Consider the following 16,486-nt stretch of genomic DNA (forward strand, 5'->3'; position numbering starts at 1 on the left):
CGGTGTGTATTCGGAGGGGATAAGGGCACCGCACCACAAAATTACCAACAACAAACCGGAGATGCCGATAATGTTATTATCCGGCAAATCACCGCTTTACCACGCGCTTGGAAGTCAGCCGACCGCGCGCCCGGTTAATACTCGCATTGATTTCAAAACCCAGAATAATCACAAATGCAAGCAGGTAAATCCAAATCATCAGCGCGATCATGGTGCCAATCGAACCATAGAGCTTGTTGTAGGAGCTGAAACGTGAAAGATAGAAGGAAAATCCATAGGTAGCCGCGAGGATAAGAACGGACGCAATCACCGAACCTGCGTTCACGAACGTAAACTGGCGCCCGTGCGAGGGCGCGAACCGGTAGATAATCGAAATCGTCAGCATCAGCGAGCCAAAGCTGATCAAATAACGCAGAATATTAAGCAAGGCAATGAGCCAGTTATCACGGATAATGTGCCAGTCGCCTATGATGTTCATCACGGCATCTCCCACGATCAGCAAAACCACCGAAAGAAAAAGCACCGCGATAAGCAGTAGCGTAAGCATCATAGCAATGGCACGAATGGCAAGAAAGCCGCGCGTTTCTGTATCATCATACACCATATCGAACGCCCGCATGAGCGACATCATGCCATTGGTGGAGGCGATCATCGCAAAGATGAAACCGAGCGAGAGTACACCGGACCGCGGCCGGCTCACAATGTCCAGGATCGTCTGATCAGCGGCTTCAAACGTGCCACGCGGCATATTGTCGCGAAGCAATGCGAAAATCATTTGATCAAAGTTCTTGATCGGGATGTAGGGAATGAGCGTAAAGAGGAAGATTATTCCCGGAAATGCAGCCAATGTGAGGCTATAAGCCACCGCCGAAGCACGCTGATCGATCTCGTGCTTCCTATTGCTGTTGATCAGGTTCAGGAGAATATCATACAACGACACTGTTCCCCGGAAGAGCGTCGTTTGCTGCAACCAGGTAATAATGCGCTTGATGTGGCGGTTTATCAGCAGTTTTTCAAGCATAACCGGCCGCGTGTTATCCCTTTGGTTCAAAATAGGGTTTCAGTTTTTCCAGCAGTTTATCGGGCGCCGGGCATAGTTTGCCGGTGTCCATTCGCTGGAAAACCAATGTGGTATCCCCGGTATTGAGCAAAACACGTTCCTGATTGCGGATTTCATAGGCGAACCGAATACGCACACCGGGCAATTCCTCAATTTTAACCAGAATATTCAGCTCGTCGTCATAGCGGGCTGGTTTCAGGTATTTGTAATGGCATTCATAAACCGGCATCATCACACCCGAATCTTCCATCGCCTTATAATGGAAATCCAGGCTGCGCAATGCCTCTACCCTGCCGATCTCATAATACCGGGCGTAATTTCCGTAATACACATATCCCATCTGGTCGGTGTCGGCGTACCGCACCCTGATGCCCTTAACTTCGTGAACAAACATCCTACTTCATGATTTTCAACCGGTTCAACTCAGCCTGATAAAGACGCGCATTGTTGAGGTGGTCAGCGTAATTCGTGGCAAAAGCGTGGTACCCCGAGAGGTCGGCCTTGGCACACATATAAGTGTAATCGTGCTTTTCGTAATTCAGAACCGCATCCAGCGAATTGAAATCCGCAACGCGGATCGGGCCCGGAGGCAGGCCCGTATTAATGTAGGTATTGTAAGGCGATTTGATCATCAACTGCTGATTGAGAATCCGCTTGATCGCAAAATCCTGCAATGCAAATTTGATGGTAGGATCAGCTTGTAATGGCATGTTGGCATGCAGACGATTGATATACAACCCAGCCACGCGCGCCCGCTCGTCTACTTTGCGCGCCTGCTCTTCCTCCACAATGGAAGCCAGAATCGAAACCTGAACGGGTGTCAATCCAATTTCTTTGGCTTTCGCGATCTTCTCGTCGGTCCAGAACTTCTTGTATTCGCTGTGCATACGATCGAGGAACTTCTCAGTACCGGTAGTCCAGTATATTTCGTAAGTGTTAGGCAGGAACATCGAAACGATCGTCAGGGTATCGAGGCCATATTTATTGCAAACCGCCGGGTCGTTCAGTGCTTTGCGGAAGTTGTCCTCTCCAAACTCGAACCGGGAACCGATGCGTTTGATCAAATCTTCTTTCAGACGGATATTGTTGAATGTCAGCTTCACCGCATCCTGGCTCCCTGACGAGAGTTTTTTGATTACCTCATAGTTGTTGCTCTCCGGCTTGATCACGTACCGGCCAGGCTTCACTTTCTCGGTGTATTTCAAAAATTTAGCCAGAAACTGGAAAGAAATATGGTCATTAATTACCTCATGACGATTCAATGAGTCCAGCACCGTTTTGTAAGTAGCATTTTGAGGGACGAGCAACACGAAGCTCGATTTTTTATCGACCTGCAAATTCGGCGTCCGGAAGATCTGCCAGAAATAGAAAGAGAAGGTGGTGACGAGGATCGCGATTGTAATGAACAACCCTATTCTAAAATTGCGCGACATATGTTTTAGCTGTCGGCCTTCGGCAGTCGGCCGTCGGCTTTTGTTTTTTCTTGTTTACAAATTGATTTCAAATGGTATGCCGAAGCGCTTCGCCAGCTCATCAAGTGACAAAACTACCGGTTCGAGCAGTTTGATACCGTTCACACTACGTTCAGCTTCCATTTCTCTTTCCGGATCACCGGGAATAAGCACCTTTTCGCCATCGACGGCCCGCGCATTACGGAATGCACCGATCCAATTGTCCATATCCGCTTTAAACTCGTCAGCCGGACGAAATCCGTCCACACGCATTGCGCCGAGAAAATGCCCGGTACCAAGCCCGACGCTCTGCTGCACGCCCATGAAACCTGCAGTAGCGAACGGCGGCACCCACGGCCCAAAGTTAGCACCTGAAAGCACTCCGGAAAAAATATCCACTATCGCACCCAGTCCGTAACCTTTGTGGCTGCCATGCTCGCGGTCGGAACCTAGCGGAAGCAAACCACCGCCGCTTTTTACGGCATTGGAATCGGTGGTAGGGTTACCATCCGCGTCCTGAGCCCAGCCTAGCGGCGCCGGAAGGCCTTTTCTTTGTAATATTTCAAATTTGCCGTAAGCCACGGCTGTCGACGCGAAGTCTGCCACAAAGGCAGGTTCTGTCAATGCGGGCACTGCTACCGCAATGGGATTTGTACCTAATAACTTATCCAATGAAAAGGTTGGAGTAACGAGCGGTGCCGCATTCGTCATGGTCCAGCCGATCATATCCTTTTGTAATGCAAGCATGGCGTGATAGCCCGCAATGCCGAAATGGTTTGAGTTTCTAACAGACACCCAACCGGAGCCCACTTTCTCTGCCTTTTCCATTGCAATTTCCATCGCTTGCGGCGCTACTACCAATCCCAATCCGCGATCCCCGTCCACCACAGCCGTGCTGGGAGTTTCATAAGCGATGGTGACATTTGGTTTCGGGTTCAAACGCCCGTGGTCGTAAAGTCTTACATACCCTGCCAAACGGGCGATCCCATGGGAATCCACGCCGCGCAAGTCCGCGCTGACCAATACTTCGGAGGCCAGCCGGGCCTCGTCCTGGGGACATCCTATTGCCAGAAAAACCTGCTCGGTAAAATGTTTTAAATAACTGGCCTGATACATATACGTCAAATAATGAACTTCTTGCTAATTTTGCCCTACCGCCAACCAGCGCACCTTGCGTGCCGCAACTAGCCGTTCGCAACTAGCCGTTCGCAACTAGCCGCCCGCAACTGGTCGTCCACGCCCGGCGTGCAAATATGGAAATTAAAAACGCATTCCTCAAACGCATCATCAGCTACTTCATCCGGGGGCTTGTGCTGGTGGCGCCACTCTACGCGACCGTCCTCATTATCTGGTCGGGCGTCGAATATCTTGACAATATCCTCCCCATTGAAATCCCGATCTCAAACCAGCAGATGGTATACCTGCCAGGCCTGGGCGTGCTGATCATCATTTTCGGCATTATCCTGCTCGGTTTCCTGTTCTCCACGATCGTCCCGCAGTCGTTTTTCAAGTTCACCGAAAGCATTATGCGCCGCATTCCGCTGGTGAGTTTGATATACTACTCTATCAAGGACCTCATTCTTGCATTTGTAGGAGATAAAAAGAAGTTCAACCAGCCTGTGCTGGTGACGATGTATAGGGATACTGATATTAAAAAGATCGGTTTCATCACCCAAACCGACCTCAGCCACCTCAAAATCGCTGACCATGTGGCGGTATACATGCCGCTCTCCTACTCGCTTTCAGGCGAACTTTTTATTGTGCCCACCGAGCATGTAACGCCCGTTGACGCCAAAGCGACGGATGTGATGAAGATGCTTGTATCCGGTGGTGTATCTGTAAAGGTTTCAAAGGAAGAAACGGCTGAGGACGATTAGTTTAACCCGTTTTTAATGAGCAACAATGCAACAGTTGTGCCCGTTTAAGAGAATGATTCCCTATATTTGAACCATTCTTTTAGTACTATGAGACAACTCCTTCCCATTGTCGTTTTGCTGTTCCTGGGGAATATCAAAGCATGGTCGCAAGACCATTATGACCCTAAAAAAACCCTTTCCAGTGAAGAACTCTTTCTGAAACAGGGCAGCAGCAGCCGGGTAATCGCCACGCCGGGACAAAAATATCTGGTACTCGACGCTTCACCTGTCATCGGCGGCTTTCACCGATACCGGTTCTTTCCGGGAGACAATATCAAATTCCGGATGAAGAACGAAACCATCCGCTTCAACGAAACGATCGCTTCGGTAGACGATTCCGCTTTCACGATCGGCGTAGTGAACGAGGCCGTGGGCCGGATGGACTATCAGCGCATATTGCTCGAAGACATTCGCCTGTTGAAGGTTTCCCGGAGAATACCCTTCGTTTCACAGGCCGCCCCATTGCTTCCGCTGGCCGGTTTGATCTTTATCGGAGCCGATTTCTTCAACAAAGGCGTCGACAACAAACGCTATACAACCGACACCTCCACGCTCGTCATCGGCGGTTCGCTCATGGCTGCGGGGTATATTTGTTATAAATTCACGTTCGCTTCCCTGAAAATCAATTCCAGGAATAAGCTGAAAGTGCTTGAAACCTATTAATTGCGAAACACCATATCTGAAAAGTGAAATCCATTCTCGTTCATCCCCCCCAACAACCCATACGTGCTGAAATACAGCTTGCCGCATCCAAAAGTGAATGTAACCGCGCTCTGATCATCAATGCGCTCACCGGTTTCCAGTCCGAGCTCACCAACATTTCCGAAGCCCGCGACTCGCAAACCATGCTCCGCCTGCTCAATTCAAACGACGCCGTGGCGGACGTGATCGACGCAGGTACCACCATGCGCTTTCTGACGGCCTATTTTTCGGTTACAGGCCAAAAGAAAACCATGACCGGCACGCCACGTATGTGCGAGCGCCCGATCGGGATACTGGTGGATGCGCTGCGCAAGCTCGGGGCGGATATTACGTATGAAAAAGTGGAAGGCTACCCGCCGCTACAATTGAATGGTTTCAATTACTCGGGAAACAATGAACTGACCATGCGCGGCGACGTGAGCAGCCAATACATTTCGGCATTGCTGATGATCGCGCCGCAATTACCTGCCGGTTTGAAAATCAAACTCGAAGGCGAGGTAGGTTCAAGACCGTACATTGAAATGACTTTGAACCAAATGGCGCATTTCGGTATCGAATACATCGCCGACTGGGAACATAATACCCTGACTATCCCGCCATTCAAATACCAGCCCAAACCTTATGCAATCGAATCCGACTGGTCGGGTGCGAGCTACTGGTACAGCATTGTGGCATTAGCTGAAGATGCGGAAGTGGAATTGCTGGGATTGAAGAAAAACTCGCTGCAAGGCGATAGCGCCATTGTCGACATTATGCGCCACCTGGGTGTGGAAAGCGTGTTCACCGACCGCGGTGTGCTTTTGACCAAAATTCCCGCGAAAGCATCGCTGGGCTGGGATTTCACCAACTGTCCTGACTTGGCCCAGACCGTAGCCGTCGTGTGCGCGATCAAAAAGATACGTCTGTCGCTAACCGGCGTAGAAAGCCTTAAAATCAAAGAAACCGACCGCATTTTTGCATTACAGCAAGAACTTAAAAAGCTGGGCGCAGAACTGAATGAGGTTGAAAAAGACTATTTATACGAGGTAACGACCCTTTCCGACATCCCAACCGATCCGGTACCGTCCATTCACACCTACGACGACCACCGTATGGCAATGGCGTTCGCGCCCGTAGGCATGGTGAGCGAAATCCTTATCGAGGAACCGGGCGTGGTCGTAAAGTCCTACCCCGGTTACTGGAAAGACCTCGCAAAGGTTACCACCTGGGAAGAAGTTTAGAATTTTACCATTTGGAATTGTTTATGGAAACTGTCTGGTCGTTCCTGGCATCGGTGCCTGTCTGGCTTTATATTATCCTGGCCATCGCCATTATTATCGCCCTCAGGGATGTGTTACAGAAAAGGCATACCATTCAGCATAACTTTCCATTGGTAGGGCATTTCCGGTATATGATCGAGACGATCGGGCCGGAGCTGCGCCAATATATTGTAGCCAACAACCGGGAGGAGCTGCCGTTCAATCGCAGGCAGCGCTCCTGGATTTATGCTTCTTCTAAAAAAGAAAACAACTACCAGGGTTTCGGCACCGACCAGAATATGCAGGAAGCGGGTTATGTGCTCATTAAGCCCGCCATGCTTCCTTTCCGTGTGGATTCCACCCACAGCCACCACGTCAAAAACGGCAACGATCCGCACCATTACACCATTCCGAGTGCCAAAGTCATTGGCGCGTACCACCAACGCAAGCGCCCGTACCGCCCGCGTTCGGTTGTGAACGTGAGCGCTATGAGCTACGGCTCGCTTTCTGCCCGTGCGATTGAATCTTTAAATAAAGGTTCTTTCAAATTCGGCAACTACCATAATACCGGCGAAGGCGGACTTTCCCCTTATCACAAATATGGCGCGGATGTGGTTTTCAATATGGGGACCTCGTATTTCGGCGTGCGCGACGATGACGGTAACTTTGTAATGGAGAAGCTCGTGAAGCTGATGCAGAACAACCCGAGTGTGCGGATGATCGAGCTGAAACTATCGCAAGGCGCCAAGCCGGGCAAGGGTGGCGTGCTGCCGGCAAGCAAAATCACGGCCGAAATCGCTGAAATCCGCGGGGTACCGATCGGAAAGGACGTTGTTTCGCCTCCCTACCACAGCGCATTCTCGAATGTGCGTGAAATGATCGACTTCATCGAAGCGATGGCCGCTCAAACCGGCTTACCCGTCGGTATTAAATCCGCCGTGGGCAAAACGGAAATGTGGGAAGAGCTGGCCGACCTTATGGTCGAAACTGGTAAAGGACCCGACTTCATTACCATCGATGGCGGCGAAGGAGGTACCGGAGCAGCACCTCCGTCATTTGCAGACCACGTGTCGCTGCCGCTCGTGTTCGCATTCAGCACGGTTTACAAAATTTTCCAGAAACATAACCTGAACGATAAGATCACCTTCATCGCCTCGGGCAAACTTGGCTTGCCTGCGCAAGCCGTAATGGCATTCGCTATGGGGGCCGATATTATCAATGTGGCGCGCGAGGCCATGCTTTCCATCGGCTGCATTCAGGCGCAGAGCTGCCATACCAACCGCTGTCCTACCGGCATTGCTACCAACAACAAATGGTTGGAATCGGGCATCGACCCGGCATTGAAAAGCGAGCGGTTCAACAACTACATGAAAACCCTGGCGAAGGAGATCATCGAAATCACCCACGCTTCGGGCTACGAGCATCCCTGCCAGTTCGGGATGGCCGATATCGACATTTCGATGGGCGATAACAACCGCACCATTACATTGGCCGATAATTATGGTTATCTCAAAACCGTCGTACCTTTCCCCGGCATCAAAGCATTGCTCGAATGCGACCACCTCGGCGGTCGCGATATACCGGGCGAAAAAGTAGCCTAGCCACAGGATAACCGCCACAATTTTGCCTTTGGAGAAGTATATGGAAACAGGAGCGGCGAACGTTGCTTTCAAAAAAACGCGTCCATGAAAAAAACTTTACTGCTTACCGCATTCTCATTACTGCTTGCCCAAGCCACTGCTTTCGCTCAGAGCAATCCGAGATATCTCGTGCTATTTAAGGACAAAGCCAATAGCACCTATTCCGTCGATAAGCCAACTGAATTTCTATCCCAAAGATCCGTCGATCGCCGTAAAAAACAGAACATCGCCATTACTGCAAACGATCTTCCCGTCAATCCAGGCTACCTGACGGCCATCCGGCAAACAGGGGCGAAGGTCATTTACCCTACCCGCTGGTTCAATGGTGCATTGGTGGAAGCTTCCGACGCGCAGCTTACGCAAATCAAGGCGTTGGCATTCTACAAAGGTATTGAGCTGAACCTGCCCGTTGCCAATATTACTTCCAAATCACCCGGCATTGCCCGTACCGCAGCAACGCACCAAAAACTAGGTACAACCGCCGATATCGATTACGGCAAAATGAATACGCAGCTTGCCCTCATGGAAGTGGCTGACATGCACAAAAAAGGTTTCCAGGGTGAAAACATGCTTATTGCTATTCTCGACAACGGCTTTGCCAAGGGTGACGAAGTGCCTTATTTTAAACAGGTGCGCGATGAAAACCGCATTATCGACACCCATGATTTCGTGGCCCGCGACGGCAATATCTATAACGACGGCTTCCATGGGCTGAGTGTGATGTCGACCATCGCAGGTTACCTGCCCGGCACATTGGTAGGAACCGCCTTTAAAGCCTCTTTTGCATTGTATGTGACAGAAAACAATGCAGGCGAATCTCCTTACGAAGAAATCACCTGGCTTATGGCGGCCGAGCGTGCCGACAGCCTCGGCGTGGACGTGATCAATTCTTCGCTCGGCTACACGACATTCGAGGACGAGTTCGACTCCCCCGCCTACAACCACACCTATAAGGATATGGACGGTAAAACGACGATCGTGAGCCGCGCCGCACGTTACGCCACGCGCAAGGGTATCCTGGTTGTGAATTCGGCAGGTAATGATGGAAACAACAGTTGGCATTACATAGGTGCACCCGCCGATGTGGATTCGGTACTGACCGTCGGGGCGACGAACGCCGATCGCAGCTACGCCTCGTTAAGTTCGACAGGGCCCAATTCCGCAGGCGTTCAGAAACCCGACGTTTCGGCCGTCGGCGCCGGCGCCACTATCGGAGACCTGACAGGCGGCGCCTCCAGCGGTTACGGCACTTCATTTTCAGCTCCGCAAATTGCCGGTGTCGCCGCGATTTTCTGGCAGGCATTTCCAAACCTGACAGCGCAGCAGGTTATTTATGTATTAAAGAAATCGGGGCACCTGGCCGCAACACCAAACAATATGCTGGGTTATGGCGTCCCCAACCTGATTAAAGCACAAGAAATCGCCCAAAACGAATTTTTCCCGCTAGGTACCGAAAGCGAGCTTCTGAGCTCCGTCATTCTTTCACCCAATCCGGCACAGGATGAAGTGACGCTGACCATTCCGCAAACGTTGATCGGTAAAACGGCGAATGTGAGCGTGTATGCAGCAAGCGGAGCAACCATGCTTGCAGCCGCCACGCGCCTGACCGGCAAACACACCATTGCCACCGCCCGGTTCGCATCCGGCCTCTACCTGGTCCGGCTCAAAGTCGACAACCAGGAAAGAACATTGAAATTTATAAAGCGCTAGTCTTCCTTACCATCCGCATAATCGACTCGGAGTCGTTGGAATGCTGTACTTGTGAAACAGGTACCCATTGCACGTCTTTGGATTCGCTATTCAATACTATTTCCTGCCCTGCGGCTGCCTTGAATGCGAAACGGATATCGTAGTGGTAATGCTCCGGGACGTCTTTATTGGCAGGAATTAAATGCACATCGACGTCGAAAATCCCGTCTTTCAATGCTTGGAGGTCGGTGATACCGGTTTCTTCCATTACCTCTTTCATAGCCACCTCCCTTACATCGGGGTCGCCGTCACAATGGCCTCCGGGCTGGAACCAGCGGTCGAGCTTGCGGTGGTGCATCAGCAACACCGCATCCTTTCCCGGCGAAAGCACCCAGCCGGAAGCCGTAATGTGCCCGATCAGCAGACTGCGGTCGAAACATTCGGGATGTTGTTTCACAAAATCAACCGTATCACTGTGCATTTCAGCCTCTAAGCCCGGCTCCGGTTCGTACGATGCAAGCAATGCGAGCAAACTGTCCCTGTTCATTTAGACTATCTGGGTTTTTCGTTCTAATTTCACCACAAGTTTAACAACTGAAAGCAATAAACCACCTTATTCAAAAATGAAAAAGTATCTATTATCCATGTCCCTCGCTGCCCTCATGGCGACCAGCGTAATGGCGCAGCGTGTGCCTGCCCCCAGCCCCGCAGCCACAGTAATGCAAACCGTAGGTGTAACCGATTTCACTGTCAAATATTCGCGTCCGTTCATTAAAGGCCGCAAAGTATTCGCCGATGGCTCTGCGCTTGCTCCGTATGATCAGATCTGGCGCACAGGTGCCAACATGGCGACGACCTTCGAATCCAGCACCGAGTTTACATTCGGCGACAAGAAGGTACCTGCGGGGAAATATGCATTGTTTTCAATCCCTAATGGTACAGCCTGGACGGTTATTCTGAATAAAAACTATGAGCAGGGCGGTACCGACAACTATAAAGAATCGGAGGACGTTGCACGTATCATGGTCGTGCCTACCTCAAATGAATACAACGAAGCATTCAAAATCGAAATCGAGCCGGTAACCGACAGCACGGCGTTCCTGAACCTGTCGTGGTCATCTGTAAATATCCCTGTTCCCCTAGCTGTAAATACCGAGTCTCTGACCATGACTGCGCTGAACAAAGCCGTAGCAGAGAAGCCTGAAGACGTAGCCACGTTGCAGAGTACCGCCGCTTATATGCTTTCAAAAGGCAAAGATTTGCAGGTTGCACTGTCACTAGCCGATAAAGCGATTGGTTTGAAAGAATCATTCGGTGCGTTGTGGACCAAAGCGCAGATTTTGAACAAACTGGGCAAGACCACCGAGGCAATTCCCGTAGCGCAAAAAGCATTGACGGTGGGCGCAGCCGCTCCGGATGGCGCTTACAACTTCTACAAGCCGCAAGTTGAAAAAGCGATCGCCGAAATGCAGGCCAAGGCCGCGCCCGTGAAAGAAGCTGTTTCCACGGTTAAAAAGAAGAAGAAATAATATGTCATGTCACGCTGAGCGCAGTCGAAGCGCGGTATAGTGCCTCGCTTCGAATGCGCTCAGCGTGACATTTAACTACATCTGACACTCCATTTTCTATCATCTGAAAAAGCGGGGGACGCTCCATCCATTGCGTACCGCCAGGATGCGTAGCACGATGATTACAAGTGCCGAAACGATGAATGTCGTGTTCCGCTCTATGCCCAGCCCATCGAGGATCAGGTACACGCACGCGCCGGTAAAACAAGCCGTAGCGTAGACTTCCTTCCGGTAAATGATCGGGATTTCGTTTGTCATCATGTCGCGGATCACCCCACCCATAGTGGCGGTGAAGACGCCCATAATCACGGCTATCTCCGGCCGTACGCCCAAATGCAAGGCTTTTTCAGTCCCTACCAAGGTAAACAGCGCAATCCCGAAAGTATCGAACAAGAACAGCGTTTTCCTGAGCCTGAGCAGGAATTTGTAAAAAATGAATGTGACGAGAATGCCCAGCATAATGGCGTGGATGATCGTGATATCGCTGATCCACACCAGCGGGTAACTGTCCAGCAGCACGTCGCGCAGGGTACCACCGCCGATGGAAGAAATAAAGGCTGTGAAGCTCGCACCAAACCAATCCTGGTGCTTCTGATCCTTCACAGCCAATGCGCCGGAAATCGCGAATGCGAATGTTCCGACGATCTCTAATATGTATTGAATGCTCATTCCGCGACGACTATTACACCGCTACCGGGGCCTTGATACCCGGCCACGGGTTGTAGTTCCGCAGTTCGAAATCCTCGAAACGGAAATCCAGCACATTCTTCACTTCCGGATTCAGTATCATTTGAGGCAGTTCGCGCGGTTCGCGGCTCAGCTGCGTTTCTACCTGTTCCAAATGGTTGAGGTAAATGTGCGTATCGCCGCCGGTCCACACGAAATCGCCCAGGTCGAGGTCACATTCGCGGGCGATCATCATCGTAAGCAATGCATAGCTCGCGATGTTGAATGGCACGCCGAGGAACACATCCGCGCTGCGCTGGTACAACTGACACGAGAGCTTGCCTTTCGTTTCACCGGCCTCGGTATCGGGCGGCGCCACGTAAAACTGGAACAATGCATGGCACGGATGCAGCTTCATTTGCGGCAACTCGGCCGGGTTCCAGGCCGAAACGATAATGCGCCGTGAGTCGGGCGAGTTTTTGAGTTGTTTCAATACCTCCTGCAACTGGTCCACTGATTTCCCGTTCGGACCTTCCCAGCTCCGCCATTGCTTGCCGTAAACTGGGCCGAGATCGCCGTTTTCGTCGGCCCACTCGTCCCATATCGACACGCCGTGCTCTTTCAGGTAACCGATATTGGTATCGCCCTGTAAAAACCACAACAGCTCGTGGATGATCGATTTGGTATGCACCTTCTTGGTCGTCACCAGCGGAAAACCTTTTTTAAGGTCAAAACGCATCTGGTAGCCGAACACGCTGATCGTGCCCGTGCCGGTCCGGTCGGTTTTTCTAACGCCCTCTTTCAGAATATGGCGCAGCAGGTCGTGGTATTGTTGCATGTTTATTTAAGCTGAGGCGATTTCAACGTCATAAGTAATGGTCGCCAGCGCTTCCAGCTGAGCGGTTGCGGAGCAATATTTCTCCATCGAAAGTCCGATCGCACGCTGGATCTTGGCCTCATCGAGGTTAACGCCCGCGAATTTGAATGTCAAATGGATTTTCCGGAACGGTTTGCGCTGGGTATCTGGCTCCTGCTCGCGATCGCCATCGGCTACAATGCGAAAATCGGTGATTTCCTGACGCTGCTTTTTGAGGATCAGCACCACGTCGATAGCGCTGCAACTCGCGAGCCCCATCAGCAATAACTCCATCGGCCTCACGCCGAGGTTCTGGCCGCCGATTTCAGGCGAGCCGTCGGTATGTACTTTTACTTCGGAGGAACCGGTGCCTTCGAAATGGAAGGCGTCATCTACGCGGACTAGTTCTACTTTCATAATGTTTGCCTGCTGTTTCGCTGGCTGTCGTTAATTAATCAATATGGCGCGAAGCTCCTGCCTCGTGCCGACTATTCGGAGGCCTCTGGCCGACATGCCCACCGGCACGTATAATCTCTAAAGCTTTTAACCGGGGTCAAAGTTCAAATATACTCGATCGGTCTTGAAAGGGCTAAGCCAGCGTGTAATTTCACGAAGAATAGCCTTATATTCGGGTGCAGAAATCCAGCCTGCCGTCGGCAATGCGGCAAGCCCTGGCATAAGTATTTTGGCAAGACCAACTCAACAAAACACCGAAAACCATGTGGCAGGAAGAAGATAACAAACTCAAAAAGAGCTTTTCATTCAAGGATTTCCGGGCGGCTTTCGCCTTTATGAACAAAGTGGCCGATGTTGTCAACGAAATGGACCATCATCCCTACTGGACGAATATGTACAACAAGGTCCATATTGAACTGAATACCCACGATGCCGGTGACACCGTAACCGAAAAAGACCACAAGCTTGCTGCGGCGATCGACCGGATTTATAACGCATGAAACTTTACATAGTACCCACGCCGATCGGCAACCTCGAAGACATTACATTAAGGGCTATCAACGTACTGAAAAGCGTTGACGCGGTCCTGGCCGAAGATACCCGTACATCCGGGAACCTGCTCAAACACCTGGGCATTTCGAAGCCTTTACAAAGCTATCACATTCATAACGAACACCAGACCGTCGCTCGCGTCGTGGAGCGTATCCGCAAGGGCGAGACGCTTGCGCTCGTATCCGACGCCGGTACACCCGCCGTTTCAGACCCGGGCTTCCTGCTCGTGCGCGCTTGCATCCGTGAGGGCCTGCCTGTGGAATGCCTGCCCGGGCCTACCGCATTCGTGCCGGCGCTGGTTAATTCCGGCCTGCCAAGCGACCGGTTTACGTTCGAGGGTTTCCTTCCTCATAAAAAAGGAAGGCAAACCCGGCTGCAAAACCTAGCCAATGAAGAGCGCACAATGATTTTCTACGAATCGCCCCACCGGCTCGTAAAAGCATTGCAGCAGTTTGCCGAGCATTTCGGTACCGACAGGCAGGTTTGTGTTTCGAGGGAATTAAGTAAAATGTTTGAAGAAAACGTGCGCGGGACCGTAACAGAGGTCATCGCGCATTTTGGCGACAAACCGGTAAAAGGCGAAATCGTGATTGTAGTGGCTGGCAAAGCCGATGAAAAGAGAAAATCGAACGACGAAGATGAGGATTAAAAATTTAAGATTAGCCCTATTAATCTGCCTTGTCTGGCTTGCCATGCCGGTTGTCTCCCGGGCGCAGTTTGGCATTTTGAGTCCTTCGGCCAAAATCAGCCTGGTTACGGTGGCCCCGGGCCAGGAGCTCTACTCCGGCTTCGGGCATAGTGTGCTTTGGGTATACGACCCTATGACGGGCGTCGACCGCGCATTCAACTATGGTACATTCAGTTTTCAGGAAGGTAATTTTTATATCAAATTCCTGAGGGGAACATTGCCTTACAGCCTTTCTGTTTCGCCGCTCTCCTATCAGATCGCACATTATCAGGAAGAAAACCGCTCCATTTCAGAGCAGGTGTTAAATCTCTCAATTCCCCAAAAACAAAGGCTTTATAACTTTCTCGAAAACAATTACCTGCCCGAGAATCGCGAGTATCAGTACAAGTTCTTTTACGACAACTGCGCCACCCGCATGACTGTCGCATTGAAGGCAGCCGTGGGCGATAGCCTGATTTACAACGGCTATACCAAAGAAAAACGGAGCTTCCGCCAGTGGATCGATCTGTACGCATTCAAACAAAATCCCTGGGCTGATTTCGGGATGGATCTGGCCATTGGTGCCCCTTCGGACGAAATCGCGACACCCGAGCAAGCCACTTTCCTGCCCGATAATCTAGCCGCAGCTTTTGCGGATGCGAAGGTGAAAACCGCTACCGGCACGGCACCATTGGTTTCGGAAACACGGGAGATTTTCAAAGCAGCGCCATTCCCGCCCCCTGGCCCACTTACGCCTACCGTCGTTTTCTGGTCGCTCGCAATCCTGACGCTCGCATTTACCTATTGGCAAATCCGCACCGAGCGGGTCAATTTTGTGTTCGACAAAGTGCTTTTCGGCATTGCGGGCCTTGCTGGATGGATTCTTTTATTGCTTTGGTTCGGGACAAACCACGGTGTTACCAGCTGGAATTACGATGTGTTATGGGCATTTCCACTGTGGATGCCGCTCATTTTTTCGCTTTCAAAAAAGCATAAACCGGGGTGGTTTCAATTTCTGTTGATTTTTTATGCATTCCTCTTACTTTGCGCAACGGGTAACCTCGCAAAGCATAATCTGGTGTTAATTCCCATCCTGGCGATGCTGATCATCAGGGTTTATTATATTAACAATTCACTCTCTAAAATTCCTCAAAAGGAAATTGCGTATGGATCTGGAGTTGCTGACACAAAAAACCATTGAAATAGTAAGGCAGGCGTCCTCATTTATTCAGCAGGAAGCTGCCCTTTTTTCTCGTGACAAAATCGAGTACAAAGACCTCAACAACCTCGTTTCCTATGTCGACAAGGAGGCAGAAAAGCTACTTGTGGCCGGTTTGAAAGAAGTTCTGCCGGAAGCCAGTTTCATTACCGAGGAAGGCACTACGGGCCTGGAACCTGACCCGGACGCATTGAACTGGATCATCGACCCGCTCGACGGCACCACCAACTTCATCCACGGCATTCCCGTGTATTGCGTGAGCGTGGGCCTCGCACGCGGAAAGGAACTGCTGATCGGTGTAATCCACGAACCGGGCCTGAACGAGATGTTCTATGGCTGGCAAGGTGGAGGCGCATGGCTCAACGGAAAAAGCCTCAAAATATCGACCGTGCCGCAACTGGCCGATGCGCTCATCGCGACCGGCTTCCCCTACTACCGATTCGAGAAACAAAAACGCTACATGTACATTCTCGAATTGCTCATGCAAAGAACGCACGGCATCCGCAGAATGGGTGCGGCGGCGGTAGATCTGGCCTATGTCGCAGCTGGCCGTTTCGATGGCTTTTACGAATACAACCTGAACTCCTGGGACATGGCCGCAGGAACGCTGCTCATTAAGGAAGCAGGTGGCATTGTAACGGATTTCAGTGGTGGCGACAACTACCTTTTCGGAGGAGACATCATCGCAGCCGCGCCCGGCGCCCATCCGGAACTCGTTCAAGTCATCAGCGAAAATTTCTGAACGATCAAAAGTCAGGAAGTCAAGAATTGTCATTTATAGTCATTTGTAGTCATGATTAGTATTC

General features: G+C 51.0%; 17 protein-coding genes and 1 pseudogene. 10 read left to right on the forward strand and 8 right to left on the reverse strand.

Annotated features, from left to right (window positions below; all coding sequences use genetic code 11):
• Positions 1–88 precede the first annotated feature (88 nt).
• From AC2YIT_RS18945 to AC2YIT_RS18960, 4 genes are read right to left on the reverse strand one after another with little or no spacing between them, the layout of a single operon-like run.
• Complete coding sequence (locus tag AC2YIT_RS18945; protein ID WP_430845265.1) at positions 89–1,021, reverse strand: YihY/virulence factor BrkB family protein; 933 nt, start codon at positions 1,019–1,021, stop codon at positions 89–91.
• A gap of 13 nt (positions 1,022–1,034) precedes the next feature.
• Complete coding sequence (locus AC2YIT_RS18950) at positions 1,035–1,454, reverse strand: acyl-CoA thioesterase (RefSeq protein WP_090373563.1); 420 nt, start codon at positions 1,452–1,454, stop codon at positions 1,035–1,037.
• Between the two features lies 1 nt (position 1,455).
• On the reverse strand, positions 1,456–2,493 hold the full coding sequence (mltG, locus tag AC2YIT_RS18955) for an endolytic transglycosylase MltG (RefSeq protein ID WP_487280176.1): 1,038 nt from the start codon (positions 2,491–2,493) through the stop codon (positions 1,456–1,458).
• Positions 2,494–2,547: 54 nt separating this feature from the next.
• On the reverse strand, positions 2,548–3,627 hold the full coding sequence (locus AC2YIT_RS18960; RefSeq protein WP_487280177.1) for an Ldh family oxidoreductase: 1,080 nt from the start codon (positions 3,625–3,627) through the stop codon (positions 2,548–2,550).
• 137 nt (positions 3,628–3,764) lie between these two features.
• Here AC2YIT_RS18960 and AC2YIT_RS18965 point away from each other — a divergent pair, with 137 nt between their 5' ends.
• From AC2YIT_RS18965 to AC2YIT_RS18985, 5 genes are all read left to right on the forward strand, one after another.
• The gene (locus AC2YIT_RS18965) at positions 3,765–4,388 is read left to right on the forward strand and encodes a DUF502 domain-containing protein (protein WP_487280178.1); all 624 of its coding nucleotides are present in this window, start codon (positions 3,765–3,767) and stop codon (positions 4,386–4,388) included.
• Between the two features lie 87 nt (positions 4,389–4,475).
• Positions 4,476–5,090: a hypothetical protein gene (locus AC2YIT_RS18970; RefSeq protein ID WP_430845257.1), complete on the forward strand. Its 615-nt coding sequence runs from the start codon at positions 4,476–4,478 to the stop codon at positions 5,088–5,090.
• Positions 5,091–5,113: 23 nt separating this feature from the next.
• On the forward strand, positions 5,114–6,349 hold the full coding sequence (locus tag AC2YIT_RS18975) for a 3-phosphoshikimate 1-carboxyvinyltransferase (protein ID WP_487280179.1): 1,236 nt from the start codon (positions 5,114–5,116) through the stop codon (positions 6,347–6,349).
• A 23-nt stretch (positions 6,350–6,372) separates the two neighbouring features.
• The gene (locus tag AC2YIT_RS18980) at positions 6,373–7,968 is read left to right on the forward strand and encodes an FMN-binding glutamate synthase family protein (protein ID WP_430845254.1); all 1,596 of its coding nucleotides are present in this window, start codon (positions 6,373–6,375) and stop codon (positions 7,966–7,968) included.
• 84 nt (positions 7,969–8,052) lie between these two features.
• The gene (locus AC2YIT_RS18985) at positions 8,053–9,717 is read left to right on the forward strand and encodes a S8 family peptidase (protein WP_430845252.1); all 1,665 of its coding nucleotides are present in this window, start codon (positions 8,053–8,055) and stop codon (positions 9,715–9,717) included.
• On the opposite strand, the gene AC2YIT_RS18990 is transcribed toward AC2YIT_RS18985, so the two are convergent.
• Positions 9,704–10,243: an NUDIX hydrolase gene (locus AC2YIT_RS18990; RefSeq protein WP_487280180.1), complete on the reverse strand. Its 540-nt coding sequence runs from the start codon at positions 10,241–10,243 to the stop codon at positions 9,704–9,706. The two genes, AC2YIT_RS18985 and AC2YIT_RS18990, sit on opposite strands and share 14 nt — an antisense overlap.
• A 76-nt stretch (positions 10,244–10,319) precedes the next feature.
• On the opposite strand from AC2YIT_RS18990, the gene AC2YIT_RS18995 reads away from it, so the two are divergent.
• Positions 10,320–11,225 carry a DUF2911 domain-containing protein gene (locus tag AC2YIT_RS18995; protein ID WP_487280181.1) on the forward strand — a complete coding sequence of 302 codons (906 nt, stop codon included), beginning with the start codon at positions 10,320–10,322 and terminating at the stop codon, positions 11,223–11,225.
• A gap of 99 nt (positions 11,226–11,324) precedes the next feature.
• On the opposite strand, the gene AC2YIT_RS19000 is transcribed toward AC2YIT_RS18995, so the two are convergent.
• The 3 genes from AC2YIT_RS19000 to AC2YIT_RS19010 are packed head-to-tail and all read right to left on the reverse strand — an operon-like array spanning position 11,325 to position 13,203.
• Positions 11,325–11,933, reverse strand: a complete 609-nt coding sequence (locus tag AC2YIT_RS19000; protein WP_487280182.1) for a trimeric intracellular cation channel family protein — start codon at positions 11,931–11,933, stop codon at positions 11,325–11,327.
• Between the two features lie 13 nt (positions 11,934–11,946).
• Positions 11,947–12,768 carry a thymidylate synthase gene (locus AC2YIT_RS19005; protein ID WP_487280183.1) on the reverse strand — a complete coding sequence of 274 codons (822 nt, stop codon included), beginning with the start codon at positions 12,766–12,768 and terminating at the stop codon, positions 11,947–11,949.
• Between the two features lie 6 nt (positions 12,769–12,774).
• Positions 12,775–13,203 carry an OsmC family protein gene (locus tag AC2YIT_RS19010; protein WP_291199239.1) on the reverse strand — a complete coding sequence of 143 codons (429 nt, stop codon included), beginning with the start codon at positions 13,201–13,203 and terminating at the stop codon, positions 12,775–12,777.
• A gap of 290 nt (positions 13,204–13,493) precedes the next feature.
• Between AC2YIT_RS19010 and AC2YIT_RS19015 the strand changes: the two are divergent.
• The 4 genes and pseudogenes from AC2YIT_RS19015 to AC2YIT_RS19030 form a co-directional block, all read left to right on the forward strand.
• Positions 13,494–13,742: pseudogene (locus AC2YIT_RS19015) on the forward strand (4a-hydroxytetrahydrobiopterin dehydratase); the annotation flags it as partial.
• Entirely contained in the window at positions 13,739–14,443 is a 705-nt protein-coding gene (gene rsmI, locus AC2YIT_RS19020; RefSeq protein WP_430845243.1) for a 16S rRNA (cytidine(1402)-2'-O)-methyltransferase, read from the forward strand. The pseudogene AC2YIT_RS19015 and the gene rsmI, both read left to right, overlap by 4 nt.
• A complete protein-coding gene (locus AC2YIT_RS19025; protein ID WP_430845242.1) occupies positions 14,433–15,662 on the forward strand; it encodes a lipoprotein N-acyltransferase Lnb domain-containing protein in 1,230 nt (409 codons plus the stop codon). The genes rsmI and AC2YIT_RS19025 overlap by 11 nt, the downstream gene beginning before the upstream one ends.
• Positions 15,628–16,422, forward strand: coding sequence for an inositol monophosphatase family protein (locus AC2YIT_RS19030; RefSeq protein WP_430845240.1), 795 nt, complete (start codon positions 15,628–15,630; stop codon positions 16,420–16,422). The genes AC2YIT_RS19025 and AC2YIT_RS19030 overlap by 35 nt, the downstream gene beginning before the upstream one ends.
• Positions 16,423–16,486 lie beyond the last annotated feature (64 nt).

This window comes from Dyadobacter sp. SRI_021 (assembly GCF_057586235.1).

Bases quoted from the DNA above. Each gene is read 5' to 3' on its own strand.
- AC2YIT_RS18945 (WP_430845265.1), bottom strand. From the start codon at position 1,021: ATGCTTGAAAAACTGCTGATAAACCGCCACATCAAGCGCATTATTACC.
- AC2YIT_RS18950 (WP_090373563.1), bottom strand. From the start codon at position 1,454: ATGTTTGTTCACGAAGTTAAGGGCATCAGGGTGCGGTACGCCGACACC.
- mltG (WP_487280176.1), bottom strand. From the start codon at position 2,493: ATGTCGCGCAATTTTAGAATAGGGTTGTTCATTACAATCGCGATCCTC.
- AC2YIT_RS18960 (WP_487280177.1), bottom strand. From the start codon at position 3,627: ATGTATCAGGCCAGTTATTTAAAACATTTTACCGAGCAGGTTTTTCTG.
- AC2YIT_RS18965 (WP_487280178.1), top strand. From the start codon at position 3,765: ATGGAAATTAAAAACGCATTCCTCAAACGCATCATCAGCTACTTCATC.
- AC2YIT_RS18970 (WP_430845257.1), top strand. From the start codon at position 4,476: ATGAGACAACTCCTTCCCATTGTCGTTTTGCTGTTCCTGGGGAATATC.
- AC2YIT_RS18980 (WP_430845254.1), top strand. From the start codon at position 6,373: ATGGAAACTGTCTGGTCGTTCCTGGCATCGGTGCCTGTCTGGCTTTAT.
- AC2YIT_RS18985 (WP_430845252.1), top strand. From the start codon at position 8,053: ATGAAAAAAACTTTACTGCTTACCGCATTCTCATTACTGCTTGCCCAA.
- AC2YIT_RS18990 (WP_487280180.1), bottom strand. From the start codon at position 10,243: ATGAACAGGGACAGTTTGCTCGCATTGCTTGCATCGTACGAACCGGAG.
- AC2YIT_RS18995 (WP_487280181.1), top strand. From the start codon at position 10,320: ATGAAAAAGTATCTATTATCCATGTCCCTCGCTGCCCTCATGGCGACC.
- AC2YIT_RS19000 (WP_487280182.1), bottom strand. From the start codon at position 11,933: ATGAGCATTCAATACATATTAGAGATCGTCGGAACATTCGCATTCGCG.
- AC2YIT_RS19005 (WP_487280183.1), bottom strand. From the start codon at position 12,768: ATGCAACAATACCACGACCTGCTGCGCCATATTCTGAAAGAGGGCGTT.
- AC2YIT_RS19010 (WP_291199239.1), bottom strand. From the start codon at position 13,203: ATGAAAGTAGAACTAGTCCGCGTAGATGACGCCTTCCATTTCGAAGGC.
- rsmI (WP_430845243.1), top strand. From the start codon at position 13,739: ATGAAACTTTACATAGTACCCACGCCGATCGGCAACCTCGAAGACATT.
- AC2YIT_RS19025 (WP_430845242.1), top strand. From the start codon at position 14,433: ATGAGGATTAAAAATTTAAGATTAGCCCTATTAATCTGCCTTGTCTGG.
- AC2YIT_RS19030 (WP_430845240.1), top strand. From the start codon at position 15,628: ATGGATCTGGAGTTGCTGACACAAAAAACCATTGAAATAGTAAGGCAG.